A 26,000-nucleotide genomic window follows, 5' to 3' on the forward strand; every position below is an offset into this window, starting at 1 on the left:
GTTCCGTCGGGGGCCGGGACCTGCCGAGATGTGGGGGATTTGATGCCGATCTGCCCTAGTGGCCACGAGTCGCAGTCGGAGGACTACTGCGACTACTGCGGCCTGGCCATGCGCCCGGCCGCCGCCGTGGGGGCTCCTGGGCCGTTCGGCGCTCCGGTGCCCCCGCCGCCCGCCGGCCCGCCGGCGCAGGGCGGCTACCCCGGGGCCGCCGGCGCCCTGCCCGGCTGCCCGATCTGCCGCACCCCCAAGACCGGGCGGTACTGCGAGGAGTGCGGGTACGACTTCGAACTCTCCACCTCGCACGGCATGCAGGTGCTCGGCGCCAACCAGTACCAGCAGCAGCAACCCCAGCAGCACCAGCCGCAGCCCGGCTACGGCTACCCGCCGGCCCCGCCGCAGCAGCCGGCCCACCCGCCGGTGCAGCAGCAGCCGGGCTACGGCTACCCGCCGCCCGGCCCGGCCTACCCGGGCCAGCCCGACCCCAACTACCCCGGACAGCCGGAGCCGTCGTACCCGGGCCAGCCCGAGCCGTCCTACCTGGGACAGCCGGACCCCGGCTACCCGCAGGCCGACCCGTACGGCACCGCCCCCGGCTACCCGCCGCCGGTCGAGCCCGCCGCGCCGCCGGTCGCCCCGCAGCAGCCGCCCGCGCCGAGCATCGAGCAGTTCGGCACCTCGTTCCACCTCGCCCCGCCGTCCCAGCAGATGCCGCAGGCCGAACCGGTGCGCTCCACCTGGATGGCCGTGATCAGCGCGGACCGGGACTACTTCACCGACATGATGGCGCGCAGCGGCCCGGAGGCCTCCGGGCTGTTCTTCCCGCCGTACTGCCCGGAGCGCCGGATCCCGATCACCGGGCGCGGCCAGCTGCGGATCGGCCGGCGCAGCCAGCACCGCGGCACCGTGCCGGAGATCGACCTCTCGGTGCCGCCGGAGGACCCGGGTGCCTCGCACCAGCACGCGCTGCTGGCCGAGCAGCCGGACGGCAGCTGGGTGCTGGTGGACCAGGACTCCACCAACGGCACCACGATGAACGGCGGTTCGGAGCCGATCGCCCCGCACACCGCGATCGCGCTGAACGACGGCGACCGGATCCACATCGGCGCCTGGACCACCATCACGCTGCACCGCGCCTGACGACCCGTCAGAAACGCCCCGGTCCCGCTGATGGTCCGGCGGGGCCGGGGCGCCCTATCGTCGGATCATGACGACAGCGATAGCCGCGGACGGGATCCGGAAGCGGTACGGCGACGTCCAGGCCGTCGACGGGGTCTCACTGACCGTCGAGGCCGGGGAGTTCTTCGGCCTGCTCGGCCCGAACGGGGCGGGCAAGACCACCACCCTGGAGATCCTGGAGGGCATCCGGGAGGCCGACGCCGGACGGGTCGAGCTGCTCGGGCTGCCGCCCTGGCCGCGCAACCCCGCGCTGCTGCCCCGGATCGGCGTGCAGTTCCAGGCCTCCGCCTTCTTCGACCGGCTGACCGCCCGGGAGACCATCCGCACCTTCGCCTCGTTCTACGGCACCGCCGCCCGGCGGGCCGACGACTGGCTGGAGCGGGTCGGCCTGACCGGGTCGGCCGACGTGCGCACCGACCGGATGTCCGGCGGCCAGGCGCAGCGGCTCTCGATCGCCTGCGCCCTGGTGCACGAACCCGAGCTGGTCTTCCTGGACGAGCCCACCACCGGCCTGGACCCGCAGGCCCGGCGCAACCTGTGGGACCTGCTGCGCGACATCAACGCCGAGGGCCGCACCGTGCTGCTGACCACGCACTACCTGGACGAGGCCGAGGTGCTCTGCGACCGGGTCGCGGTGATGGACCACGGCCGGGTGCTGCGCGCCGGACCGCCGGCCGCGCTGGTGCGCGAGCTGGACGACACGGTGCGGGTGAGCGTCGACTCCGGCCTGCTCGACCCCGAGTCCGCGCGCGAGCTGTTCGCGGCGGCCGGCGCCGAGGTCGCCGCGGTGCAGGACGACGGGGTGCTGCTCAGCGTGGCCACCCGCGATCCCGCCCCGGTGCTGGCGGTGCTCGCCGAACGGCAGGCGCTGCGCGGCCTGGAGGTGCGCGGGCCGACCCTGGAGGACGTCTTCCTGCACCTGACCGGACGGGAGTACCGGGCATGAACCGGAACCGGTTCGGGGCCTTCGCCGCCCTCTCGCGGGTGATGCTGGTGGCCTTCCTGCGCGACCGCGCGGCGGTCTTCTTCGTGCTGCTGATGCCGCTGATGTTCCTGGTGCTGTTCGGCTTCCTGTTCAAGGGGGCCACCTCGGCGCACGTCAAGGTGGCCCAGGTCGGGCCGGTGGCGGTGCTGGACTCGGTGCCGCCGGACGCCCGGGCCCAGCTGGACCGGGTGCTGACGGTGCACCAGGAGCCGGACGAGGCGACCGCGCTGGCCAAGGTCCGCAAGGGCGACTACGACGCGCTGGTCGAGCAGGGGCCGGGCGGGCAGGTGGTGGTCCGGTACAGCGTGGCCGACCTGGTCACCGCGGGCACCGTGCAGGCCGTGGTGCAGTCCCTGGTGCAGCAGGCCGACCAGCAGGTCTACCAGCAGGAGACCGGCCGCGGCCCGGCCTACACGCTGACCACCGGTCAGGTGGAGGACCGGTCGCTCAAGCCGATCCAGTACCTGACGCCGGGTCTGCTGGGCTGGGCCGTCGCCACCGGGGCGATCTTCGGCGCCTCGCTCAGCCTGGTCTCCTGGCGCAAGAAGCGGCTGCTGCGGCGGCTGCGGCTGGCCCCGGTGAGCATCGGGGCGATCGTCGGCTCCCGGGTGCTGGTCACCACGGTGGTGGCGCTGGCCCAGACGGCGATCTTCCTGGCGGTGGCGACCACGCCGGTGTTCGGGCTGCGGCTGACCGGGCACTGGTGGCTGGTGCTGCCGCTGGTGGTCTGCGCGACCTGGGCGTTCATGTCGATCGGGCTGGTCACCGGCGCGGTCTCGAAGACCGAGGAGGCGGCCAACGGGATCAACCAGCTGATCATCCTGCCGATGTCCTTCCTCTCCGGGGCGTTCGTGCCGCTGGACAACACCCCGCACTGGATCCAGCAGCTCTCGCACGTCTTCCCGCTGCACTACCTGGTCACCTCGGCCCAGCAGGTGCTCAGCCGGGGCGGCGGGTTGGGCGCGGTGCTGCCGACCATGGCCGGGCTGCTGGCCTTCACCGCGGTGATGTCGGCGCTGGCCTGGCGGCTCTTCGACTGGAACGAGGCGTAGGACCGAAGTCCCGGTTCCGGCTCCGTTCGGGGTCTGCGACCATGGTCGGGTGACTGAGATCGGGCGTGACGGGGCGAGCTTCTTCGAGGCGGTGGGCGGTGAGCCGACCTTCCGGCGGCTGGTGCACCGGTTCTACCAGGGGGTGGCCGAGGACGAGCTGCTCCGCCCGATGTACCCGGAGCAGGACCTCGGTCCGGCCGAGGAGCGGCTCGCGCTCTTCCTGATGCAGTACTGGGGCGGTCCGCGCACCTACAGCGACCACCGCGGGCACCCGCGGCTGCGGATGCGGCACGTGCCGTTCAAGGTCGACAAGGCCGCGCACGACGCCTGGCTGCGGCACATGCGGGACGCGGTGGACGAGCTCGGGCTGGCGCCGGAGGCCGAGCGGCAGCTGTGGGACTACCTGACCTACGCCGCCGCCTCGATGATCAATTCCGACTGATCGGCACTGGCCGGCGTCAGCCGACGTGATCGGTGCTGGCCGGCGTGATCGGTGCTGATCGGCGCGATCGGTAGCGCATCGCCGAGCTGGGGCTTTTCCTGATTGTTTGGCATGTCCAATGCGCGTTTGCTTTCGCTAAGGACACTTTTCACGCCTGACTCTTTCCCTTGAGTTCGCGTTCTGACAACATCGCCCGGTATTCGGTGCAAGGCCTCCGCAGGCCGGTGTCCATCCGGCGATTGCTGCTGCCTGCACCCGAATATCGGACTTGTCGGGGGCTTTCGGGGGAGGGACGGCGTCCTATGGGCGGCTTCGTCCTGCGCAGACTGCGCAGCAGACTCGCACTGGCCGGCGCGGCGATGCTCACCATCCTGCTGACCGCCGCGGTGCTGGCCACGCTCATCGCGTTCGACAACGCGGTCGGCGTGGCCGGCGAACGGCGCGCGCTGGCGGGCCAGGACCGCGCCCGGGCGGCCGTCCTGGCCACCACCGACGGCGACTTGAGCATCCGCGGCAAGGCCGAGCAGCAGGTCCGGCAACTCGCCGCCAAGGTGTTCGGCGATCTGCCGACCACGATCCGGATGGCGGCCCGCGGCCACGCACTCGCGCTGCCCCAGCAGGCGGCCGCCGCGAACGGCAAGCAGACCGACCCGGACCTGACCATGCTGGACTCGCTCGACCCGGCCCGGGTCAGCCTGAGCGCCGGCCGGCTGCCGCGGGCCACCGCCCCCGGCGCACCGATCGAGGTCGCCGCGCCGGACGCGGCGATCGGCCGGCTCGGCCTGAAGCCCACCGCGCTGCCGGTGTCCCTGCAGCTGGTCGACCGCTTCGACTCCTCGACGCACCAGGTGCTGGTCACCGGCACCTACCACCCGACCGACATCACCGACCCGTATTGGCAGATCGACCCGCTGGGCGGGCGCGGCGTGCAGGTCAGCGGCTTCACCACCTACGGCCCGCTGCTCGCCCCGGACAACGTCTTCACCGACTCCTCCGCCGTCCAGCAGACCGTCAACTGGCTGATCACCGCCGACTTCAGCCACGCCTCGCTCGCCGACCTGGACGCCGTGCACGGCCGGATCGACCCGCAGCTGGGCGCCTTCCAGAACGCCACCGGCTGGAGCACCACCAGCCAACTGCCCACCGTCCTGGACGAACTGCACAACGACCTGCTGGCCGCCCGGTCCACCCTGGTGATCGGCGCGCTCCAGCTCGCGGTGCTGGCGATCGCCGCGCTGGTGCTGGTCACCCGGCTGCTGAGCGAGCGTCAGTCCACCGAGAACGCGCTGCTCACCGCACGCGGCGCGGCCTGGTACCGGATCGCCGGGATCACCGCGCTGGAGGCCGGGGTGCTCGCACTGCCCGGCGCCCTGTTCGCCCCGCTGCTCGTGCCCGCCCTGCTCGGACTGCTCGGCCGCACCGGCGCGCTGGCCCGGGTGCACGTGCCGCTGGGCAGCGGCCTGAACCCGACCGCCTGGCTGGTCTCGGTGGCCACCTCGCTGGTCGCCGTGCTGATCGTGCTGGCGCCGACCGTGCTGCGGGCCGGCGGCTCGGTGATCCAGGTGCGCGCCGGCCGGCGGCAGGCGATGGTCTCCGGGCTCACCCGCTCCGGCGGCGACCTGGTGCTGCTGGTGCTGGCCGTGCTCGCCTACCTGCAGCTGCGCCAGTACGGCTCCGGAACCACCGGCGGCGCGCTCTCCACCGACTCCTCCGGGCACCTCGGCCTGGACCCGGTGCTGGTGGTCGCCCCCACCCTGGCGCTCTGCGCCGGCACCGTGCTGGCGCTGCGGCTGCTGCCGGTGGCGGCCAGGTTCGGTGAGCGCTGGGCGGTGCGCGGCGCGGGGCTTCCCACCGCGCTGGCCGGCTGGCAGTTCGCCCGCCGGCCGCGCCGCAACACCGGGCCGGTGCTGCTGATGGTGCTCGCCGTCTCGATGGGCATCCTGGCGCTCGGCCAGTCCGCCTCGCTCAGCGCCTCGCAGCGCGACCAAGCCGACTTCAGCAGCGTCGGCGGACTGCGGATCACCCAGCTCGCGCTGCCCTCGGTCGGGCAGGCCGGGCTGCTCGCCAGCCTGCCGGGCGGCGACCAGGTGATCCCGGTCTCCCGCCAGGCACTGCCGCTGGCGAGCGGGAAGACCGGCCAACTGCTGGCGCTGGACGCCGACAAGGCGGCCCAGTCGGTCAGGCTCCGCAGCGACCTGAGCGGCGGGCGCGGCCCGGCCCAGTACTTCGGGCCGATCACCCGCCCCGCCGGCAGCGACGGCCTCGACCTGCCCGGCCAGCCGCTGAAGCTCACGCTCGACCTCTCCGTCAGCACCACCAGCACCGGGGCGCCGATCGCCGTCCAGCCCGACCCGTGGATGCTGCAAGCGCCCTGGCCCACTCCGCCGACTCCGCCGACCCTGATCCTCAGCCTGCACGACCGGGTCGGCAACGCGTTCACCTCCGTGCTGTCCGACCTGCCGCTGAACGGCGACGCCACCGTCGACGCCGACTTCTCCACCCAGTCCGCCTACCCGGCCGGCCGGCCCTCCTTCCCGCTGACCCTGACCTCGGCCCAGCTCAACTTCGCCGAGGGCTCCCACGGCGACGAGAAGCAGCAGGTGACGGTGCACCGGATCACCTCGGTGGCCGCCGACGGCTCGACCGCCACCACGGCGGGCCTGCCGAACTCGGTGAACTGGCAGGCCCCCGACGTCACCACGGCAAGCGACTCGGCGACGTTCAACAGCTTGGCGGAGGAGACCGGGCCCGCCGTGCCGCCGGTGAACCCCACCGTGGACACCAAGGACCGGCAGGACGTGCTCCGGGTCGGCTACTACAACGGCCTGGGCGCCGGCACGAACAGTGCCGTGTTCCCGCTCCAGGGCCCCGCCGGGCCGGCGCCCACCATCATCAACGCCCTGGTCACCAAGGGCCTGCTGACCGAGCTCGGCGCCAAGGTCGGCCAGACCGCGCCGCTGGAGGTCAGCAACACCCAACTCAAGCTCATGATCGTCGGTGTGGTCCCGGCCGTGCCCACCGTGGCCGCCACCGGCGGCGACGACGACCTCACCATGCTGGTCGACCTGCCCACGCTCAGCCGGGCGGTCAGCGGGCTCGGCGGCGCGCCACCGGGCACCAACGAATGGTGGCTGCCCAGCCGGAGCCCCGGTGACCCGGCGCCCGGCAAGCTGGCCGCCGCCCTGCGCGCCAGCGTGGTGCCCTCCCAGCTCCAGCTGGACGACGAACTGGTCGACGGGCTGCGGCTGGACCCGCTGGCCGCCGCCCCGCAGGCCTGGCTGCTCGGGCTCACCGTGACCGCCGCGGTGCTGGCCGCGATCGGGTTCGCCGCCGCCGCGATCGGCGCCGCCGCCGAACGGGCCACCGAGTTCGCGGTGCTCCGGGCGCTCGGCACCCCGGCCCGGCAGCTGGCCCGCACGGCCGCCGCCGAACAGGGCATCCTGATCGCGCTCGGCCTGGGCCTGGGCACCGTGCTCGGCGCGCTGCTGACCCAACTGGTGGTACCGCTCACCGTGTTGACACCCACCGCGCAGCGGCCGATGCCGCCGGCGCTGGTGGTGCTGCCGACCGGTCAGGTGCTGCTGCTGCTCGTCGCCGTCGCCGCCCTGCCCGCGCTGCTCACCCTCTACCGGGTGCTGCGGCCCGCCCGGGCCGGGGAGACCACCACCCGCCTGCGCCACTCGGAGGAGATGTGAGCAGCGACCGCGAGGCAGCCGAACCCCGGGCTTCCCGGCCCCCGCGCACCCGCCGGTCCCGGGCGGTGGCGCCCTGGGTGCGCACCCGGCTGCGGACCAGCCGGGCCGGCGCCCTGCTGCTGGCCGTGCTGGTGCTCGCCACCGCCTTCCTGGCCGCTGCGCTCCCCCGGACCCTGGACCGCAACGCCGACCTGGCGCTGCAACGCACGCTCAGCGACGCCCCGCCGGCCAACCGCTCGCTCCAGGCGGTCGAGGGCGACGGCTCGGTGCCGGGCGTCGACTCCGACCCCTCGGTGTTCAACACCGCCTCCGCGGACGACATCGCGACCGCGATCGAGCACCTGCTCACCACACCGCTGGCCCCCTCGCTGAAGGAGGAGTCCTACGGCGGCACCACGTTCAAGGCCGTGGCGCTGAAGGACCCGTGGATACCGCTGGCCGGCGAGCAGCACCCCACGATGATCAAGCTGGTCTGGGTGGCGGGACAGGAGCAGCACTACAAGATGGTCCAGGGCCGGGCCCCGGTCCACACGCCCGGCAGCACCGACTGGGAGGTGGCGCTCTCCACCTCCGACGCCGCCCAGCTGGACATCAAGCTCGACAGCGTGCTGCACACCGCCGGGGCGACGCTCAAGGTGGTCGGCCTCTTCCAGGTCGACGACCCGAACTCGGCGCTGTGGTCCGGTGCCCCGTGCGTCGCCACCGCCTGCCTCGACTTCGACCAGCAGACCCCGCCGGACCGCTTCTGGCAGGTCTCCGCCCTGATCCCGGGCGCGGCCGTGCCGGACCTGCCCAGCTTCGCCTCCGCTCAGATGTTCTGGCAGGTCCCGGTAGTGCCGAACCACCTGCACTACACCGAGGTCGGTGCCGCCCAGCAGCTGCTCAACTCGATCCTGAACGGCCAGCAGGCCGCCAACCTCTCCCAGCAGACCGCGGTCGACGAGCTGCAGATCACCTCCGAGCTGCCCAAGCTGCTGATCCAGGCCAAGCAGAACCAGCAGGCCACCGGGCCGATGAACGCCATCGGGCCGCTCGGCGCCGGTGCGATCGCCCTGGTGGTGCTGCTGCTGGCGGCCGACCTCGCGGTCGACCGGCGGCGCGCCGAACTGCTGCTGCTGCGGGCCCGCGGCGGCTCGGTGGGCGGGATCGCCGGACGGCTGCTCGGCGAGACCGCGGTCCTGGTCGTGCCCGCCGCCGCGATCGGCACCGCACTGGCGATCCTGCTGCTGCCCACGCCGCGCTGGCAGGCGGCGGTGCAGGCCGGCGCGGCCGCGGCCCTGGTCGCGCTGGTGCCGTTCCCGGTGCGCGCCGTGCTGCTGCTGCGCGGGTCGAACCCGGTGCGCCGCCGGCCCGCCGAGCGGCGACCGCGCGGCCGGTTCAACCCGGCCCGGCTGGTCGGCGACCAGCGCCGCCTGGTGCTCGAACTCGCCGCGCTGGCCCTGGCCCTGGGCGCGGTGGTGGCGGTGCGCCGGCGCGGGGTCGGCTCGACCAGCTCCTTCGACCCGCTGCTGAGCTCCGCGCCGCTGCTGCTCGCGCTGGCCGGCGCGGTGCTGCTGGCCCGGCTGTTCCCGGTGCTGCTGGCGCCGCTGGTGCGCGCGGTGCGGCGCCGGCCGGGGGCGATCGGCTTCCTGGGCCTGGCCCGGGCCACCCGGACCACCGGCGACGCGGACGCCGCGCGCGGGCAGGGGCGGCGCGCGCCGACCGTGCTGCCGCTGCTCGCCCTGCTGCTCGCCGTCACCACGGCCGGCTTCGGGGTGACCGTGATCAGCTCCACCACCACGGCCCGTCAGCTGGCGATCCGTCAGCAGGTGGGCGGCGACGCCCGGGTGGTCGGCAATGACCAGACCACCCTGCCACCGGGCTTCGTCGCCGCGGCCGACAAGCTGCCCGGGGTCCGGGCCGGCACCGCCATGGTGGTCGACGACAACGCCACGCTCGGCGCTGCCGACGGCTCGGCGGCCAGCGGGTCCTTCCTGCTGATCGTCGACCCGGCGGGCTACGCCGCACTGGCCGCCCGGGTGGGCTACGGCCAGATCGACCCCGCCCTGCTCGACGCCCCGACGGCGCCGGGCGCCCCGGTGCCCGCCATCCTCACCATGAACATGGGCTCCACCGCGGCCAGCGCCGAGCAGGCCGTCCAACTGCCCACCGTCTACGGCAACCTGCACTACCGGGTGGTCGGCACGACGAACGGCTCGCCGATCCTGCCGCTCGGCGGCAGCCGCATCGTGATGATCGTCTCGGCCGCCGCGGTGGAACGCCAACTGCCCGGCACCAAGCCGCTGATCGACGCGCCCAACGGCTGGTTCGGGATCGGCGACGGGATCAGCGGCAACGCCATCCGCAAGCTGCTCACCGGCGCGACGGCGCCCGGCGGCAGCACCGCCGGCGCGGCGCCCGGCGCGACGGCCGACCCCGCCGCGATGCCCGTGGGCTCCTCGGTGGACGACTACTTCACCATCTCCACCGTGCCGGACCTGGCCGCCAAGCTGGGCTCCCGCCCGCAGGAGCACGCCGCCGAGCAACTCTTCTGGAGCGCCGTGGCCGCCTCCGCCGCGTTCAGCCTGCTCTCGCTGCTGCTGACCCTGCTGCGGGCCGCGCCGGAACGGGCCGCGCTGCTGGCCCGGTTGCGCACCATGGGCCTGCGGCCCGGACAGGGCCTGGCCCTGATCCTGGTCGAGGCCCTCCCCCAGGCCCTCGCGGCCGCGGCCGCGGGAGCCGGGCTGGCCTGCCTCGCCGCGCCGCTGCTCGGCCCGGGGGTCAACCTGTCCGCGATCGTCGGCCTCACCGTGCCCGACGGACTGCGGATCGCCGCCGCCCAGGTGTGGTGGCTGGCCGCCGGACTGGCCGGGCTCTGCGCCCTGGTGGTCGTGGCGGAGACGGTGGTGGCCGGACGGCGTCAGATCAATACCGAGTTGAGAGCGGGTGACCAGCAGTGACGGCTCCGGAGCAGGAGACGCCGGACCAGGCGGCCGGTGGCACGACGGGCGGGAGCACCGGCGGGAGCACCGGCGGCGGCACGGCAGCCGCGGTGCGCCGGGAGGACGTCGGCCTGGACGAGCTGCGCCGCCGGGCCGAGGCGAAGCGCGACAAGGCCGTCTACGGCCAGGACTCGGTGATCGCCTGCGACCAGGTGGTGCGGATCTTCACCGCCGACCGGGTCGAGGTGCAGGCGCTGCAGGGGCTCGACCTGCTGGTCCGCAAGGGCGACCTGATCGCCCTGGTCGGTGCCTCGGGCAGCGGCAAGTCCACCCTGCTCAACATCCTGGCCGGACTGGACACCCCGACCGCCGGCACGGCCACCGTGGCCGGCTGCGACCTGCTCGGCATGAACGCCAAGGAGCGCCTGCGCTACCGGCGCGAGGTGGTCGGCTTCGTCTGGCAGCAGACCGCGCGCAACCTGATGCCGTTCCTGACCGCCGCGCAGAACGTCACGCTGCCGATGCAGTTGAGCGGCGAGCGCTGGTCGGCCGGGCGGGCCGCGCGCCGCTCCGCCCGCGCGCACGAGCTGCTGGACGCGCTGGGCATCGACCACCTGGCCGGCCGACGGCCCGCCCAGCTCTCCGGCGGTGAGCAGCAGCGGGTGGCGATCGCGGTCGCGATGGCGAACAACCCCTCGGTGGTGCTGGCCGACGAGCCCACCGGCGAGCTGGACTCGGAGACCGCGAGCTCGATCTTCGACGCCTTCCGCACCGTCAACCGGGAGCTCGGCGCGACCGTGGTGATCGTGACCCACGACCCGATGGTGGCCGGCGAGGTGCGCCGCACCGTCGCCATCCGGGACGGCCGGACCAGCTCCGAGGTGCTCCGCGAGACCCTCACCGACGAGCACGGCCGGGAGTCCACCACCGAGCGCGAGTACGTGATGCTGGACCGCACCGGCCGGGTGCAGCTGCCCCGGGAGTTCCTGGCCGCGCTGGGCATGGAGCACCGGGTCGCGGTGGACCTGGCGGAGGACCACATCGCGCTCCGGGCGGACGACCGCGGCGGCGACGGGTCCTGATCCTGACGGACCGTCGGCAGGGACTGTCGGCAGGGACGTCGGCAGGGACCGTCGGCCCGACCGGAGCGGTCGGGCCGGCTCGCCTCCCCGGGGTCGGCCTGACGGAGCGTCAGGCCATCGGGGTGAGCCCGAGGCCCGCGCCGAGCGAGGCGGTGCGCAGCGCCACCGTGCCGTGCGGAGCGGTGAGCCGCTGCCAGCCGCCGGCCCGGTGCGCGGTGAGCGGGGCACCGGGCTGCAGGAAGCCGATCCGGTGGGCGGCGTGGACCGCCCGCAACGGCAGCACGGGCAGCACGGCGAGAGGGCGGGACCAGATCTCGTCGGCGATCCCGTCGAGCACCTCCCGGGTCCGGTGGTGCTCCGGCACCTGCGCCGTGCGCTCCTTGAACTCCCGCACGGAGTCCATCAGCTGGGGCATCACCAAGGTGCTCTCGGTGGTCCCGAGGAGCTGCCAGCCGGACCGCGGCGGCAGCAGCCCGGCCCAGGCCGGACCGGTCACCGGCGGCGGCACGGCGAGCGCGCCCGCCTGCTCGTCCACCCCCTCCAGCAGCTGGCCGGCCGAGACCGTGGCATCGCCGGCCGGCACCGCCCCGGCCAGCCTCGCGGTGCGCAGCGCCAGCACCGGGGTGCCGCCGAGCGGCAGCCGCCCGTAGACGGCCAGCACGCCTGCCCCGCCGGCCCCGCCGGCGGCGACGGTCTGCAGCCGCACCGCGGCCGCCCGGTCGAAGCGCAGCAGCCGGGTCAGGAAGGCACCGAGGTCCGTCGCCTCGCGGGCGTCGGCGAACGCGAGCGGAGCGGTGCCGATCACGCGGCGACCTTCTCGCTCTCGTCGGCGACGTCCAGGTAGCGGGTGAGGAAGGCCCGCTCCACCGGGGAGATCCGGCGCGGCCTCGCGGCCTGCAGGTCGTAGGGCACCACCACGGTGGACGCGCGGACGTAGAGCTTCTCGGTGCCGTCCTCGGCCACGTCCTTGACCTCGTAGCCGACGGTCACCGAGGCACCGCCGATCCTGGTCACCCAGGTCTCGATGGTGACCGGCTCCGGCCGGTGGACCAGCGGGAGCTTGTAGTCGATCTCGTGGCGCGCGACCACCGAGCCGCCCGCGAACTCGCCCGCCCCGGCCTCGGCGGCCCGGTGGAACATGAAGTCGATCCGCGCCTCCTCCAGGTAGCGCAGGAAGACCACGTTGTTCACGTGCCCGAACGCGTCCATGTCGGACCAGCGCAGCGGACAGGCGTAGAGGTGGCGTGCCACGGGATCGTTCTCCTCGGTGTTCCGGTCGCGAGCGGCGGAGGCCGTCTCGCGCATCGGCCCGGCGGGTGCCCGTGCGGGCGCCCACCGGGCCGACTGCGGCTGGGTCGGACGAGGTCCGAACCGGTCAGCCGCGGGTCAGCTTCTTGTAGGTCGCCCGGTGCGGACGGGCGGCGTCGGCGCCCAGCCGGTCGACCTTGTTCTTCTCGTAGGACTCGAAGTTGCCCTCGAACCAGAACCACTTGCTGTCGCCCTCGTAGGCGAGGATGTGGGTGGCCACTCGGTCCAGGAACCAGCGGTCGTGCGAGATGACCACGGCGCAGCCGGGGAACTCCAGCAGCGCGTTCTCCAGCGAGGAGAGGGTCTCGACGTCGAGGTCGTTGGTCGGCTCGTCGAGGAGCAACAGGTTGCCGCCCTGCTTGAGGGTGAGCGCCAGGTTCAGGCGGTTGCGCTCACCACCGGAGAGCACCCCGGCCGGCTTCTGCTGGTCCGGGCCCTTGAAGCCGAACGCCGAGACGTAGGCGCGGGACGGCATCTCGACCTGGCCGACGTTGATCCAGTCGAGGCCGTCGGAGACGACCTCCCACAGGGTCTTCTTCGGGTCGATGTTGGCGCGGCTCTGGTCGACGTAGCTGATCTTGACCGTCTCGCCGACCTTGACGCTGCCGCCGTCCGGGGTCTCCAGACCCTGCAGCATCTTGAACAGCGTGGTCTTGCCGGCGCCGTTGGGGCCGATCACGCCGACGATGCCGTTGCGCGGCAAGGTGAAGGAGAGGTCGTCGATCAGGACCTTCTCACCGAAGGCCTTGTTGAGCTTGTCGACCTCGATCACGATGCTGCCCAGGCGCGGGCCCGGCGGGATCTGGATCTCCTCGAAGTCCAGCTTCCGCATCTTGTCAGCCTCGGCCGCCATCTCCTCGTACCGGGCGAGGCGGGCCTTGGACTTGGCCTGGCGGCCCTTGGCGTTGGAGCGGACCCACTCAAGCTCTTCCTTGAGCCGCTTGGCGCGCTTGGCGTCCTTCTGGCCCTCGACCTTGAGACGGGACTGCTTGGTCTCCAGGTAGGTGGAGTAGTTGCCCTCGTAGGGGTAGGCGCGACCGCGGTCGAGCTCAAGGATCCACTCGGCGACGTGGTCCAGGAAGTACCGGTCGTGGGTGACCGCGACGACGGTGCCGGCGTACTTGGCCAGGTGCTGCTCCAGCCAGTTCACCGACTCGGCGTCGAGGTGGTTGGTGGGCTCGTCGAGCAGCAGCAGGTCGGGCGCTTCGAGCAGCAGCTTGCACAGCGCGACCCGGCGGCGCTCACCACCGGAGAGGCTGGTGACCGGCCAGTCGCCGGGCGGGCAGCCCAGCGCGTCCATGGCCTGCTCCAGCTGGGCTTCGAGGTCCCAGGCGTTGGCGTGGTCCAGCTCCTCCTGGAGCTTGCCCATCTCGTCGAGCAGCGCGTCGGAGTAGTCGGTCGCCATCAGCTCGGCGATCTCGTTGAACCGGTCGAGCTTGCCCTTGACCTCCTTGACGCCGTCCTGGACGTTCTCCAGGACCGTCTTGGACTCGTCGAGCGGGGGCTCCTGCAGCAGCATGCCGACCGAGAAGCCCGGCGACAGGAAGGCATCGCCGTTGGACGGCTGCTCCAGGCCCGCCATCATCTTCAGCACCGTGGACTTACCGGCGCCGTTGGGACCGACGACACCGATCTTCGCCCCGGGGAGGAAGCTGAGCGTCACGTCGTCAAGGATGACCTTGTCGCCGTGTGCCTTGCGCACCTTGCGCATGGTGTAGATGTATTCCGCCACGTGAGATCGCTCCGGCGTCGTCGAGGTGAAGTCTGGGACTTTCGGGTTACCGCGTTGCAGCGTTCCATTGTGCCGCACCTGGGGCTGCATCCCGAACCCCCGCCTCGTTGCCGGGCCCGCGCTGCCCCGGGTGTGGAGGCCGAACGGCCCCGGAGAGCACGGTGGTCCGGCCCCGCTCGGGGACCGGACCACCGGCTCGGGCACGGATCGCCGTGCACCGACACTCATTCACTGCTGTTGTTCACAGCTGTTGTTCAAGCGGTCCACTGCCGTGGTTCAAGGCTGTGGTTCGCCGCTGCCGCCCAGCACTGCTGGGGGTCGCGCTGCTCCCGGGGCCGCTCAGGACCCCGGGAGGCCTCCGCACCTGGGTCAGGCCGAGGTGCGGCTGTGGCGGCCGCGACGACGCATCGTGAAGACCGCGCCCGCACCCAGCAGGACCAGGGCACCGGCGGCACCGGCGATCAGGCCGGAGTTGCTGCCGCCACCGGTGAAGGCGAGGGACTTGCCACCGGTGGTCGGGCTGGCGCTGGCGCTGGCCGACGGAGTCGCGGCACCCGCAGGGGTGGACGGGGCGGCGAGGGTCGCCGGGGTGGTCGGCGCGGTGGTCGGCGGGGTGGTGGCGATGTGGCAGTTCAGGGTGCCGGTGATCTTGCTGTCCTGGCCGGTCACGGTGATGCTGTACGGCTGGCCCTGGGTACCGGGCACGTGGACGACCTGCGAGCCGCCCGGCTTGACGTCGACCGCCTGGTTGAACGAGCCCGACGTCACGGTGGTCTTGTAGTCCTGGTCACCGTTGTTGGCGACGGTGACGTCAATGGTGTCCGTCGCGCAGTTGACCATCGAGGTCACCGCCGGGGCGGGGCCCGCCGGCGTCCAGGTGGCGGTGGTGGCCGCGTTCACCGAGACCGCCTGGCTACCCGCGACGATCAGCGTCTGGTGGTCGAGGCTGACGAAGGCCCGGCCGATCTGGAGCTGGGTGGTGGCGGAGGCCGTGACGATGGCAGAGCCCGCGGCCGTGCCGGCCGGCACCTTCAGGTAGAGGGAGTCACCGTTCTTGGCGGGGTTGGTCAACTGCCCGCTCTTGTCGGAGAGCACCGTGGCGCCGGTCTTGTCGGTCAGCTCGATGCCGGCGGCGGCCGAGGCCTTGTCCAGCTGGACGCCGGCCGAGCCGGCGGAGGTGGCGACGGTGATCGGGCCGAGGACGCCGCCGCTCTTGCCGGAGATCTTCTCCGGGGTGAGCTGGAGGGTCGGGCTCGGCTCCTTCAGACCCGTGTTGGCAGAACCTTCGAGGTACTTGGTCAGCGCGGCCGCGACACTGTCATCCGGCGCGGCATCGACGCCGTCCGAGAAGTGCCAGATGGCGGCCTGGGTGGCGATACCGGCCTGGAGCGCGCTCAGCTTGTCGACGCCGGCCTCCTTGGCCAGCTGGCCGAGGTCGGTGACGTGCGGGTAGGAGTTCTGCAGGATCCAGTTGATCTTGTCGGCGTCCTTGTTGATCGCCAGCGAGGTGGCGCCCCAGCCGGCCTCCTGGTACTTGACGCCGCCCTCGGTCGGATCGTTGAGGTCGATGCAGTACGTCTCGACCATCCCGCCCGGACCCTTGAGGAGCATCAGCCCGCCCGGCTCCGGACTGTGGTCGGTGAAGTGGATGTTGCCCCCACCGCCGACCAGGCCGTTCTGCAAGGTGTACGGCGCGCCGGACTGGCTCGACCCGTTGTCGGCGACGGCGGACGACGCCATCGCCAGTCCGCTGCCGACCGCCATGCTCGTCGCGAGCATGACAGCTGCTATGCGGGCGCCCCGCCGTTGCGTGTGGAACATGAAAGACCCCTCCGGGCAGAGCCGCGCCCTTGGTCAGCGCGCCGCACAATGTCGCGCCCCATGTGGCGCGAACACACTCTTGTGAACCAGACGCATCCTATTGAGAACCTCTGGCGCGCAAACCTCCGCACCTGTGAAAGCCGGTTCTGTATCGGAATTGTTATCAAGGATCGGGCCCGCCCTGCCGCTTGACGGGGTGACACTTATTCGTCACTTTATCGACTTGTCCCGCGCCCATTGCGCAGCGGAGATGCACATCCGGCGACGACAAGTGTCACGAAAGCTCAATCAACGCTCAAGAACCGGATCACCATCCGGACTCCGCGACATCCGGACTCTGCTGCCCGCAGCTGTTCATGAGGTTGCGTCAGACAGTTCCGCCGCGCGACCGGCCCGGCCGGCACCGCCGCCCGGCCGCGGCACCGGCACGGCACCGCCCGTTCATCTGGCTACCCGACGGACCGTCCGCCTGTCCGTCCGTCACACCGCGACCACCTCCTCGACCTCCGTCGGCTCCTCCGACACCCGCTCCGACCGGAGCGCCGCGGTGCGCGGCGAGCGCGACGCCCGACCGGCCCGGACGCTCCGCCCGACCGGGACCTCCCCGTCCGGCCCGGCCGGGGCCCCCACCTGCCCGGGCACCACCACGACGGACTCGGGCTCGCCCGGCGCCGCTTCGACCGCCGACTCGACCACCGCGCCGGCCGACGAGACGGCAGTGGCGCCCTGACCGCCCAACGCCCGCCGCTCGCGCACCGCCTGGGCGATCCACTCGGGCACCGCCTCGCCCACCGTCTGCGGTTCGGCGACCGGCACCGCGGCCAGCTCGCTGCGCCCGCGCACCGACCAGCGGAACGCCGAGGTGCCCCGCCCGAGATCGTGGCCGATCGACCGGGCGTCGATCTCCACCACCGAACGACGCTTCCCGTCGTCCTCCCACTCGCGCACCCGCAGCCGCCCGCTGACCACCACCGGCTGCCCCTTCTCGATCGAGCTCACCACGTTCGTCGCGAGGTGGCGCCAGGCGATCACCGTGACCCAGTTGGTGTCCCCGTCCACCCACTCGCCACGGGCCCGGTCGTACCGCCGCTCCGTCGCGGCCATCCGGAAGTTCGCCATCGCGATCCCGCCGGCGGTCTGCCCGTACTGCACCGGCGAGGCGACATTTCCGATCATCGTCACCACGGTCTCGTTCACAACGGTCCCCTCACATTTCTGCATCTCGTCCCGCCGGACAATTCCGGCCGATCCCGATGCTGCGCCAAGTGAGCCGGACAATCCAGAATGAATTCATTTCTGTGGAAAACTCGACCTTGTGGACAACTTTGCCGCGCCATAGCAGTACGATTTTCTCATTCCGGAAGAATCGATTCTGCGTGCATGACAAAGATGGCCCGAGCCCCCCGCCACAACGGGCCACCGCACCCCTGAACGAGTGGCCGACAGCCGTTCTGTCCACGTCATCCGGCCGACCGAACCGATTTCCCCAGCACCCGCGCCACCACGGAGCAGTCACGTTCCCGGTACGCCCCGCTACCAGCGCGCCAGGTCCATAACGGCTGAGGAGACACCGTCATAACGACTGCACAACGTCCGGCGGCAGTCTCGCTCACAACGCTGCACACGCCGGATCTACCTGCGATTATCAGACCGCTATCGCAAGGCCGACACACCACTCCACCTGTGGAAAGCCGAGCACGGCAGCGAACCCCCTTATCCTGTCCCCAGCAGGGCAAGGGCCTCATCACCCCCACCCCCAGGGATTCGGCAGGGACCTTCCTCGAAGCCCCCCGCCACGCCCGCCCGCCCCCGTAGCTCAGCGGATAGAGCAGGTGCCTTCTAAGCACTTGGCCGCAGGTTCGAGTCCTGCCGGGGGCGCCACCACGCCCCGCCGATCCAGACCGGATCGGCGGGGCGTTTTTGCTGGTCAGATGGGGTGATCCGAGCCGCCGGCAGGTGCCTCGACCGTGAGCCTCGACTCGAACACCTGTCCGACTGTCTATGGCTGAGGGCAGCCATTTCCGACCAGCCGCGTCGCATTCGCGTCGCGGTCACGCTGGGCACTTCGTCACGAACGCCCCGATTGCCCACCACGCGGGCTTGGCACCAACAGCCTGCCAGCCGCTTCTGCGGTTACCCCCAGTACGGCCTCGATCCGGCGCCGAGCCTCCAGGTCCTGCCCTTCGACGCACTGGTAATAGATCCGGAGCAGGACCTCGACACTGTGGCCGGCCCACTCGGCGACCAGCGAGGCGGGCACCCCTGAGTTCAGCCAGTCCGTCACACAGCTCGCCCGGAGGTCGTAAATCCTGCGGGCCATCTTCGACTTGGCCTCTTCGGGTGTCAGCACGGCTGTCCTTGCCCTGTGCAGAGCCCGCCGGGCGACCGAGAGCGCCAGCGGACCACCGCGCTCGCCCTGGAAGAGGCGGTCGCCCGGCTTCAGCTTCTCGTCCTCGATGTGCTGGAGCAGGATCGTGCTGAGCATCGGGGAGACCGGCACCGGGCGGGTCTCCCCCTCTGCCCTGCCCTTGAGTCGCCGATCGTCCCGGCGCTCCCCGGAGTCCGTCCATCGGCGGCCGACTTCGGGGTGAGCCGTGTGGAGCAGGAGGCTCCCCCACTCCCCGTCCTTCAACTGCGCGTCGGCCACCAGCAGCGCCACCGCCTCCTCCGGCCGGGAAGCGGCGTGGCGGACGGTTGCGAAGAACGGCATCAACCGTGTCCCGCCCCGCGGACGCTGGCGGATCCAGATCAGCATCTGCTGGGTTCGCTCCGCACCGATCAGAGTCCGCTTGTCAATCGCAAGCGTGGTCTTCACCGGAGTAGCGAGCGGGTTCGAGGCCGCTGCTCGGAGCGGGTTCTCCGTCAGGCTCTTGCGGTAGACGGCGTAGTCGAGCGCTGGGCTGAGCAGCCGACGGGACCGGGACACGCTGGACGCTGCGGCGGGGGTCCCGTCCAGTTTCACCCGGATCGAGGTGAGGACCGGCTCCACCACGTCGGGCTTCTCCAGGTCGGACACCCTCCTGGTGTTGCGGGCGACCCACCGCAGGATGGCAGCCATCTCAGCTGGGGCCCCTTGCCGGGCGTTCTTGTTGAACGCCCACTCTCGCAGCGCGGTACGGATGGCCACCGGCTTGAAGTCGCTCGGCGCCGGCCGCTTGAGCATCGCGACGGTGACGGGCGTGAGCACCTTGGCCAGGTTGAGGCGGTTGTTCGCGGAGGCCGTCGGCCACTTCAGGTCGGCGTAGGCCGTCGCGAAGTCGTACCAGCTGACGTCGGCCAGCCGGGCCTGCTCCGAGACGGGCAGGCCCGTCTCGGTGTAGAAGGCCTCGCCCTTCTTAGCCGCGGTGAGGAGCTTGGCCCGCTCCGACTCGGCGAGGGTCACCGTGGTGTGGGTGCTGCGGAACGGTCGGCCGGCCACCACCCAGCGCACGGTGTAAGTGTTACCGCGTGCTCGCTTGTTCGTGAGGATGCTCCAGATCCTCACGTCGTAGCTGATCTGGTCAGCCATCAGGCGGCCTCCTCGCAGTCGTTGAGCCAGGCTTCGTAGTCGTCCTGGCGGATGCGGAGTGCTCCGTTCGGGAGCTTGATGCAGTGCGGGGCGCGCCGCTTCTGGCGCCACTCGTAGAAGGTGCTGCGCGAGATCTTCAGGGCCTGGCAGAACTCGTCGACGGTGAGCGGTTCGGTGACCTTCGGGCGCGGGTTGGCCACGTGGCGTCCTTCGGTGCGGAGGGTCGGAAAGTGTCAGGGATGTCAGGAGAAATCGCTGACCTGGGGTTTTGGGTCCTGGCGGGGTGTCAGGGATTGTCAGGGATGTCAGGAGAAAGGCGAGTTCTCCTGACATCCCTGACATTTCCTGACGGCTGGTCAGGTGCTGTTTGTGCTGGTCAGGGCTTTTTCCTGACATCCCTGACGGGTTAGGGGGCGGTCGGCGGAGTGGGGGTGTCGTTCAGGTGGGGGTGGATGCGGTAGGTGGCGGAGGCCTGTCGGCCGCGCCCGGTGGCGCCGGTGGGCTGGGTGCGCAGGTAGCCGTGCTGTTCGAGGAGATGGAGGGCGGGTTCGACGTCGGCGACTTTCTTGAAGCGGCGGCTGCTGGCGACGGCGTCGTAGGCCTTGATCTGCTCGCGGTGGGTGCCGTCCTGCTTGGGGCGGCGGATCCAGTCGAGGATGGCCTGGGCGTCGTCGGTGGCCGGGTCGGCTGCGATCAGGTCGAAGACGGCCAGGGTGTGGGCGGTGTAGTAGTCGGCGATCTGGGCGGCGCGGGTGATCGTGTCGGCTTCGACGGGCTGTCCCCAGCCTGTGGACACTCGGTCGGCGAGGTGGAGGAGGGCGGCGATGCGGACGGTGTGGCCGACGAGTTTTCCGGCCCACTCCTTGATGTGGGACAGGGGCTGTTCGGGGCGGAGTTGGAGTTCGAGGCGGTCTTGCAGCTTCTCGACTTCGAGGTCGGCGGCCGGGGTGAGGGGGACGGTGACGGGTTCGGGCAGGTCGATCAGGGTGCGCACGAGCAGGGCCAGGCGGGTCTCGTAGGCGCCGGCGACCTCGGTGGGGATGGGGGCGGTGCGGGTGCGGCGGTAGCCGAGGTTGGAGGGCGGCAGGGCGTACAGGAAGCGGGCGAGCAGGCCGCGGTCGCGGGCGCCGGGGACGGAGCCGAGGTCTTGCAGGACGGCGGGCTGGGGGGTGACGCCGATGGTGAGGGCGGGCTTGTCGACGGTGGGCTGCTCGCGGCTGATCCGGTCGGTCTGCAGCCGTTCGCCCTTGTGGCCCTTGAGGAAGACGCCGAGGTTGGGCTTGCTGCTGTAGCGGCCGGCGATGACGTCGAACAGGTCGCCCTCCGGGGAGAGTGCGGCCAGGCAGCGGTGCACGCCGAGCTGGTGGGTCAGCTGTTCGGGGGTGATGTCGTCGGAGACGGTGAGCCGCGGGGTCGGGGGCACGACGATCTGCTCGGCGAGCATGCGGGCAGAGGCGATCTCGATCGCGATGGCGGCGCGGTCGATGTTCTCGCCGGGCTTGCGGGCGCGGGCCATCAGGGCGTCCACCTCGGCTTCGGCGGCGTCCTTGGCGGCTTGGGCCTCGATGGTCCGGTTGCGGCTCTCGGTCTGCAGGTCGGCCTCGATCCGGTAGACCGGTTCGGTCATGGCGGCGAAGACGTCGGACTTGCGGCTGGCGGGGGGCATCGCGCACACCAGGTAGAGGTTGGTCTGCTCGCGCCAGCCGGGGCGGATCTCGGCGTGGACCCGGCCGCCAGCGGCGGTGGCGAGCGCGGCCAGGGCCATGGTGGCGGCCATGTCGGGCGGGGTCTGGGTGAACTCGGCTACCGCTTCGACCTGCTGGCGCACCCATGTGGGCAGGGCCTCGACGGGGAAGGTGGGCAGGGTGGCGGAGGCGTCGAGCGGGATCGGGGCCTCCCACGCGCTCGCTGAGTCGGTCGGGGGCACCAGGGCGGACCACTCCTCGTCGCCGAACAGGCTGGTCACCGTCGCCGGGCCCGGGGCGGGCTGCTCGGGGCTGGGCTGAGGGCGGGGAACGGGCACAGGTACTCCTTCGTGCGGCAGGGCAGGGGCAGGGCAGGGCCCGTGCGGGGCCCGGGTGTTCGGGCAGGGCTGGGGTGGCGCGGGGGCGGAGAAGCTGCTTTTCCGCCCCCGCGCGGCGTGCTGGCGGGCTGTCAGGCAGTGTGCGGCAGTGTGGTGGTGGCGCGGTCGAAGCCGGAGCGGATGGTGCGCTCGCAGGTCCGCTGGTCCAGGCCGGTGGCCAGGGCGGCTGCCAGGAGAGCGTCGTGCGCCACCGGTTCGGCGAGGGTTCCGGCGGCGATCAGGCGGCCGACAGCCGCGGCTGATGCCCAGAGCCGGTTTTTGCGGCCGGGGTGCTGCTGGGCGCGGACCTTGTCGGCTTCCCGGGTCAGCACCGCGTCGGCGTAGGGGCCTTGCGCTCGGATCCGCCCCCGCAGTTCCACCGGGTCCGCGACCGGCACGACACTGGCGGGCGGGGGCGTGGTGAGCAGGTCCAGCAGCGCGGCGGGAAGTGGTGCTAGGTGGTCCGGGCTGGTGGTGAACCGGTACTCGCCGCCGGCGGTGCGGGTGCCGGGGCCGACCAGGACCCCGCCGGTACCGCGCACGTCGATCCCCTCCCCGAGCTTCTTCTCCGAGTTGGGGATCCGGATCCCGGGCGGGACGGTGAACCACAGGTGCCAGCCCCCGGACGGGGTGGCCACGGTGGCCGTGGGCGGGATGCCGAAGCCGTGCTCGGCGGCCAGGACCCGGAACGCTGCGGGTCCGTTCTGGTCGTGCTTGACGTCCAGATCGATGCCGACCAGGTGGTGCGGGGCGCGTCCGCAGGCGATCCCGTACCCGGCCGCCCACGGCGCGGCCTCGAACAGGGCACGGATCCGGTCGGGGTCGGTGGTGGCGTCGTGGACGCCGTGGCCGAACTTGCCGCATTCGCCCTTGCAGTTGCGGTTGTCGGGGTGGGGGCTGGGGATGGCCGGTCGTTTGGTGCGGCCGAGCGGGAAGACGGCGTGGCCGCGCGTGGCGGCGGCCAGGGCGACGGCCAGGATCCGGTGCCACTCGGGAGCGGGCACGGGCGCCTCCTTGGGCTGGGAGGGGATGGGTTGGTCGGCGGGCAGCGGCAGGGTGTCCAGCACGCCGCCGCTGTCCGCCGGGGCGGTCGGCTGGTGGTTGGTCAGGTGCTGCTCGGCGCAGACCTTGTGGGAGGGGCAGCGATGGTCGTCGCGTAGCGGTGTTGGCTTGCCGCACCAGCGGCAGGGCAGGTCCCGGGCGTGGTCGAAATGGCGAGGGTCGCGCCAGTTGAGGAGCGCCACGGCCGCGGCGGGTCAGGCGGCCAGGTCGGGCGCGGCGCTGGTGATGTGCTCGGCCACCTGGTGGCCGATGTGCTGGGTGTAGGCGGGCGGGATGGCCTGGCGGGCTTCGAGGTTGGTCATCCAGGTGCAGCCCATGGCGTCGGCGAACGCCCGCTCGTCCTTGTGGGCGAACGGGATCTGGTTGCGGTGGTGGTGGCAGGGGGCGGTGAGCTGGAAGGCGTGCCAGGACGTCTCGAACAGCCGGTGCCGGCGGACCTTGAGGCCGAACATGGAGCCGCAGAGCAGCAGGTCCGGGCGGACCGGGGAACCGGGGACGTTCTCCATGACCCACGGCCGCCCAAGGCCGGTGAGCAGGTCCCGAGTGGGGGCGATCAGGTTCGGGTGGGCCTCGGCGCTGCCGCGCCACCTGGTCACTGCGGCGTAGTGCTGGCAGGGTGGGGAGGCGTGGACCAGGTCGAACCGGTGGGCGTGCTCGGCGGCGTACTCCAGCGCATCCGCCTGCACGAAGGCGAACGGGTAGTTTGGCTGGGGCTCCCTGTCGACGCCGGTCACCTCGAACCCGGCCAGGTGGTAGCCCATCCCCGCACCGCCGGCGCAGCAGAACAGGTCCAGCACCGTCATCCCGTTCCACGGCTGGACCGGCACCTGGTCGGCCGCCGGTTCGGACCGCTGCGTGGTGTCCAGGGTCATTCGACACCTCCCCGGAGGCTGGCGGCGGCCAGGATCGCCGTGCCGAGGCGGACGGGGACGGCGTTGCCGATCTGCTGGCCGATGTCCCCACCCGTCCAGGGGTGATCCAGGGGGAAGGACTGCAACGCCCCGGCCTCGGCCCAGGTGAAGCGCTCCAGCTCCTGCCCGTCCGGGCCGACCAGCCGATTCCGCCGGACCTTCCCGGTGACGGTCGCGGCCGGCTGGTCCCAGGTGCGGCGGCCCCGGGCGGCCGGGTCTCCGCCGGTACCGTAATTCGACACGACGGTGAACGGCTGCTCGCGGTGCAGCGCCTGACGCATGCTCATCCATGGCAGGAGCCGGGCGTCTCCGGCGCCCTGGGGAACGCCGAGCCGGTAGGGCCGGTGGGTGGGCGCCGGGAGAGCAGCGGGGCCGTCCAGGCGGGCGATGAGGACCGCGCGGCGGCGGGACTGCGGGACGCCGTATTGCTCGGCCCGCAGCACCCCGCACGCGGTCCGGTAGCCCTCGGCGCGCAGGATGCGGGCGAACGCGGTCCACACGGGCAAGACCTGGGGGACCTGCTCCAGCACGACGGTTCGGAACGGGCTCCCGGCGTCGGCGGCCGCAAGGGCCCAGCGGAGCGGCTCCAGCACCAGGAGGATGCGGTCGTGTGCGGGGTCGGTGTGGTGGCGGGCCACCGGACGGCGCGCCGCCAACTGCTCGGCGAGGTGGATCAGGTGGTCGAGGACGCGGCGGCCGGTGCCGTCACCGGCGACGGAGAACGGCTGGCAGGGCGGCCCGCCCAGCAGGATCGTCGCGGTCGGGAAGTCACCGGGCCCGTGGTCGCGGACGTCGCCCTCGATCGTGGCCAGCCCGGCGGCGCGGCGGGTGGCGCAGGCGTCGGGGCTCCACTCGATCCCGATCGGGTTGAGGCCGCGCCGGGCGGCGGCAAGGTCGAGTCCGCCGGGGCCGGCGAACAGGTCCACCGTGTCCCGGGTGGCCGGGGGCTGGGCGGGGTGGTCGGTGGTGTGCACGGGGCGTTCCCCCTTGTGCCGGTGGGCTGGACGGTCCAGCTCCCCTCACCACCCCGACCGCTTCGGGCGGGGTGGATCGGGCAACCGTCGTACGAAGCTCAGCGGGTCGGGGCGAGGGTGATGTGCTGGCCGATCAGCTCGGTCTGGAAGCCGAAGCCGCTGATGACCCCGACCACGGCCACATCGGTGCCGATGGTGACGAGCGCCCGGTCGGGCAGGGCGTTCCAGAACCGGGGGAAGACCCAGACGAGGGCGTGGTGGCCGTCGCCGTCGGTGAGGTCGAGGAGGGCGTACTGGGCGCCGGCGCGGTTGGTGCGCTGCATGATGCCGGTGATGGTTCCGGTCAGGATGGCCCTGCCGTCGGTGAGCCCGCAGCCCAGCAGCTCGGGGACGGTGAAGACCGGGTAAGCGGTGGTGTGCACGCGGGTCTCCTAGAAGTTGTTGGTCAAGGTGGATCGGCCTCGGGCGACCTGGCGGCCGACGGTCGTGTTCTTGGTCGTGGTGTTGGTGGTGTGGAAGAGGGAGAGGGTGGTGGCGCCGTCCTTTCGGGTGCGGACCTTGGCGGCGGCCACGGCGGCCACGACCAGGGCGACGAAGACGGCGGCCCACTTGAGGACGTGGACGATTCCGTCCATCGCGGGTGCCATCTGGGCCAGCCCTTCGGCGACCAGCCAGAAGGTCCCGCCGGCGGCCAGGGTGATCAGGGACCCGTAGAGCGCGCACTGACGCACCGCCAACGACAGCCCCACGTCGACGGTGGGGCCCTGGCCGGGTTCGGCGGCGGCCGGTATCTGCTGCTGGGCGGGCGCGGTGGTGGTGTCGGCGACAGGCAGGGCGACGATGCGGCCGTCCACGAGGGTGGCGACGTAGCCGGGCGGCATGAGGTAGGCGTCCGGGTCGACCGGGGCGGCGGTGGCGGCCGGGATCGGGGTGGGGGTGGTCATCGTCAGCTCTCCGCTCAGTGGTGGTTGACGAGGTGGATGAGGGCGGTGAGGAAGGAGTTGACGGGTCCGGCGGCGCCGGTGCCGGCGGCGGTGAAGCCGGAGATCCACACGGCGGCGGCGACGGGCAGGCTGACCCAGCGGAAGCGGATCAGCGCGATGGTGGCGATGCCGGACAGGGTGGCGAGCGTGATCGTGATGGGCACGGCTGGTCTCCTCGACTGGCGGCTTCGGGGTGTGGGAAGCCCCGCCCGGACGCGGTGCCGGGCGGGGCGTGGTGCTGTCGCCTGAGCTGTCGTCAGGGCTGTCGTGTGTGCTGTCGTCCTGC

The 26,000-nt window shown here is 72.3% G+C and carries 21 protein-coding genes and 1 tRNA gene; 8 read left to right on the forward strand and 14 right to left on the reverse strand.

Translation table 11 applies throughout. The features are described from left to right. The first annotated feature begins 42 nt into the window (after nucleotides 1-42). From FHX73_RS06370 to FHX73_RS06405, 7 genes are all read left to right on the forward strand, one after another. Nucleotides 43-1,137, forward strand: coding sequence for an FHA domain-containing protein (locus tag FHX73_RS06370; RefSeq protein WP_145904006.1), 1,095 nt, complete (start codon nucleotides 43-45; stop codon nucleotides 1,135-1,137). A gap of 67 nt (nucleotides 1,138-1,204) precedes the next feature. Then, the gene (locus FHX73_RS06375) at nucleotides 1,205-2,122 is read left to right on the forward strand and encodes an ABC transporter ATP-binding protein (protein WP_145904008.1); all 918 of its coding nucleotides are present in this window, start codon (nucleotides 1,205-1,207) and stop codon (nucleotides 2,120-2,122) included. Further along, nucleotides 2,119-3,213, forward strand: a complete 1,095-nt coding sequence (locus tag FHX73_RS06380; RefSeq protein ID WP_246213385.1) for an ABC transporter permease — start codon at nucleotides 2,119-2,121, stop codon at nucleotides 3,211-3,213. The genes FHX73_RS06375 and FHX73_RS06380 overlap by 4 nt, the downstream gene beginning before the upstream one ends. Nucleotides 3,214-3,262: 49 nt before the next feature. Further along, the gene (locus FHX73_RS06385) at nucleotides 3,263-3,655 is read left to right on the forward strand and encodes a globin (RefSeq protein WP_145904011.1); all 393 of its coding nucleotides are present in this window, start codon (nucleotides 3,263-3,265) and stop codon (nucleotides 3,653-3,655) included. A gap of 302 nt (nucleotides 3,656-3,957) precedes the next feature. Continuing rightward, nucleotides 3,958-7,350, forward strand: a complete 3,393-nt coding sequence (locus tag FHX73_RS06395; protein ID WP_145904015.1) for an FtsX-like permease family protein — start codon at nucleotides 3,958-3,960, stop codon at nucleotides 7,348-7,350. Next, complete coding sequence (locus tag FHX73_RS06400) at nucleotides 7,347-10,289, forward strand: FtsX-like permease family protein (protein WP_145904017.1); 2,943 nt, start codon at nucleotides 7,347-7,349, stop codon at nucleotides 10,287-10,289. Before FHX73_RS06395 ends, FHX73_RS06400 begins: the two co-directional genes overlap by 4 nt. Before the next feature lie 92 nt (nucleotides 10,290-10,381). Further along, complete coding sequence (locus FHX73_RS06405; protein ID WP_145908110.1) at nucleotides 10,382-11,353, forward strand: ABC transporter ATP-binding protein; 972 nt, start codon at nucleotides 10,382-10,384, stop codon at nucleotides 11,351-11,353. 109 nt (nucleotides 11,354-11,462) lie between these two features. On the opposite strand, the gene FHX73_RS06410 is transcribed toward FHX73_RS06405, so the two are convergent. From FHX73_RS06410 to FHX73_RS46055, 5 genes are all read right to left on the reverse strand, one after another. After that, the gene (locus FHX73_RS06410) at nucleotides 11,463-12,158 is read right to left on the reverse strand and encodes a DUF8010 domain-containing protein (RefSeq protein ID WP_145904019.1); all 696 of its coding nucleotides are present in this window, start codon (nucleotides 12,156-12,158) and stop codon (nucleotides 11,463-11,465) included. Beyond that, nucleotides 12,155-12,604, reverse strand: coding sequence for an acyl-CoA thioesterase (locus FHX73_RS06415; RefSeq protein WP_145904021.1), 450 nt, complete (start codon nucleotides 12,602-12,604; stop codon nucleotides 12,155-12,157). The genes FHX73_RS06410 and FHX73_RS06415 overlap by 4 nt, the downstream gene beginning before the upstream one ends. Before the next feature lie 124 nt (nucleotides 12,605-12,728). Continuing rightward, nucleotides 12,729-14,393 (reverse strand): energy-dependent translational throttle protein EttA, encoded by a 1,665-nt coding sequence (ettA, locus tag FHX73_RS06420; protein ID WP_145904022.1) that lies wholly within the window; start codon nucleotides 14,391-14,393, stop codon nucleotides 12,729-12,731. Between the two features lie 369 nt (nucleotides 14,394-14,762). Further along, on the reverse strand, nucleotides 14,763-16,172 hold the full coding sequence (locus FHX73_RS06425; RefSeq protein WP_170304865.1) for a thioester domain-containing protein: 1,410 nt from the start codon (nucleotides 16,170-16,172) through the stop codon (nucleotides 14,763-14,765). A gap of 522 nt (nucleotides 16,173-16,694) precedes the next feature. Continuing rightward, nucleotides 16,695-17,390, reverse strand: coding sequence for a single-stranded DNA-binding protein (locus FHX73_RS46055; RefSeq protein ID WP_246213386.1), 696 nt, complete (start codon nucleotides 17,388-17,390; stop codon nucleotides 16,695-16,697). A 629-nt stretch (nucleotides 17,391-18,019) separates the two neighbouring features. Between FHX73_RS46055 and FHX73_RS06440 the strand changes: the two genes are divergently transcribed. Further along, nucleotides 18,020-18,095: transfer RNA gene (locus FHX73_RS06440), tRNA-Arg, on the forward strand. A gap of 187 nt (nucleotides 18,096-18,282) precedes the next feature. Here the strand turns inward: FHX73_RS06440 and FHX73_RS06445 are convergent. The 9 genes from FHX73_RS06445 to FHX73_RS06485 all read right to left on the reverse strand — a co-directional run bounded on the left by FHX73_RS06445 (nucleotide 18,283) and on the right by FHX73_RS06485 (nucleotide 25,878). Then, entirely contained in the window at nucleotides 18,283-19,722 is a 1,440-nt protein-coding gene (locus FHX73_RS06445) for a tyrosine-type recombinase/integrase (RefSeq protein WP_145904026.1), read from the reverse strand. Then, nucleotides 19,722-19,922 (reverse strand): helix-turn-helix transcriptional regulator, encoded by a 201-nt coding sequence (locus FHX73_RS06450; RefSeq protein WP_145904028.1) that lies wholly within the window; start codon nucleotides 19,920-19,922, stop codon nucleotides 19,722-19,724. Before FHX73_RS06450 ends, FHX73_RS06445 begins: the two co-directional genes overlap by 1 nt. A gap of 206 nt (nucleotides 19,923-20,128) precedes the next feature. After that, nucleotides 20,129-21,745 carry a YfjI family protein gene (locus tag FHX73_RS06455; RefSeq protein ID WP_145904031.1) on the reverse strand — a complete coding sequence of 539 codons (1,617 nt, stop codon included), beginning with the start codon at nucleotides 21,743-21,745 and terminating at the stop codon, nucleotides 20,129-20,131. Between the two features lie 131 nt (nucleotides 21,746-21,876). Next, complete coding sequence (locus FHX73_RS06460; RefSeq protein ID WP_425461364.1) at nucleotides 21,877-23,028, reverse strand: bifunctional DNA primase/polymerase; 1,152 nt, start codon at nucleotides 23,026-23,028, stop codon at nucleotides 21,877-21,879. 12 nt (nucleotides 23,029-23,040) lie between these two features. After that, the gene (locus FHX73_RS06465) at nucleotides 23,041-23,718 is read right to left on the reverse strand and encodes a DNA cytosine methyltransferase (protein ID WP_425461365.1); all 678 of its coding nucleotides are present in this window, start codon (nucleotides 23,716-23,718) and stop codon (nucleotides 23,041-23,043) included. Next, the gene (locus FHX73_RS06470; protein ID WP_211786150.1) at nucleotides 23,715-24,731 is read right to left on the reverse strand and encodes a DNA cytosine methyltransferase; all 1,017 of its coding nucleotides are present in this window, start codon (nucleotides 24,729-24,731) and stop codon (nucleotides 23,715-23,717) included. Before FHX73_RS06470 ends, FHX73_RS06465 begins: the two co-directional genes overlap by 4 nt. A gap of 98 nt (nucleotides 24,732-24,829) precedes the next feature. Next, nucleotides 24,830-25,153 (reverse strand): hypothetical protein, encoded by a 324-nt coding sequence (locus FHX73_RS06475; RefSeq protein WP_145904033.1) that lies wholly within the window; start codon nucleotides 25,151-25,153, stop codon nucleotides 24,830-24,832. A 9-nt stretch (nucleotides 25,154-25,162) separates the two neighbouring features. Then, the gene (locus FHX73_RS06480; protein ID WP_145904035.1) at nucleotides 25,163-25,675 is read right to left on the reverse strand and encodes a hypothetical protein; all 513 of its coding nucleotides are present in this window, start codon (nucleotides 25,673-25,675) and stop codon (nucleotides 25,163-25,165) included. 14 nt (nucleotides 25,676-25,689) lie between these two features. Continuing rightward, a complete protein-coding gene (locus FHX73_RS06485; protein ID WP_145904037.1) occupies nucleotides 25,690-25,878 on the reverse strand; it encodes a hypothetical protein in 189 nt (62 codons plus the stop codon). Nucleotides 25,879-26,000 lie beyond the last annotated feature (122 nt).

The sequence above is a fragment of the Kitasatospora viridis genome, from assembly GCF_007829815.1.
Classification (GTDB): Bacteria; Actinomycetota; Actinomycetes; order Streptomycetales; family Streptomycetaceae; genus Kitasatospora; species Kitasatospora viridis.

Coding starts and splice junctions, on each gene's coding strand:
- FHX73_RS06465 (WP_425461365.1), bottom strand. CDS start 23,718: ATGACCCTGGACACCACGCAGCGGTCCGAACCGGCGGCCGACCAGGTG.
- FHX73_RS06445 (WP_145904026.1), bottom strand. CDS start 19,722: ATGGCTGACCAGATCAGCTACGACGTGAGGATCTGGAGCATCCTCACG.
- FHX73_RS46055 (WP_246213386.1), bottom strand. CDS start 17,390: ATGATCGGAAATGTCGCCTCGCCGGTGCAGTACGGGCAGACCGCCGGC.
- FHX73_RS06375 (WP_145904008.1), top strand. CDS start 1,205: ATGACGACAGCGATAGCCGCGGACGGGATCCGGAAGCGGTACGGCGAC.
- FHX73_RS06425 (WP_170304865.1), bottom strand. CDS start 16,172: ATGCTCGCGACGAGCATGGCGGTCGGCAGCGGACTGGCGATGGCGTCG.
- FHX73_RS06395 (WP_145904015.1), top strand. CDS start 3,958: ATGGGCGGCTTCGTCCTGCGCAGACTGCGCAGCAGACTCGCACTGGCC.
- FHX73_RS06370 (WP_145904006.1), top strand. CDS start 43: ATGCCGATCTGCCCTAGTGGCCACGAGTCGCAGTCGGAGGACTACTGC.
- FHX73_RS06380 (WP_246213385.1), top strand. CDS start 2,119: ATGAACCGGAACCGGTTCGGGGCCTTCGCCGCCCTCTCGCGGGTGATG.
- FHX73_RS06480 (WP_145904035.1), bottom strand. CDS start 25,675: ATGACCACCCCCACCCCGATCCCGGCCGCCACCGCCGCCCCGGTCGAC.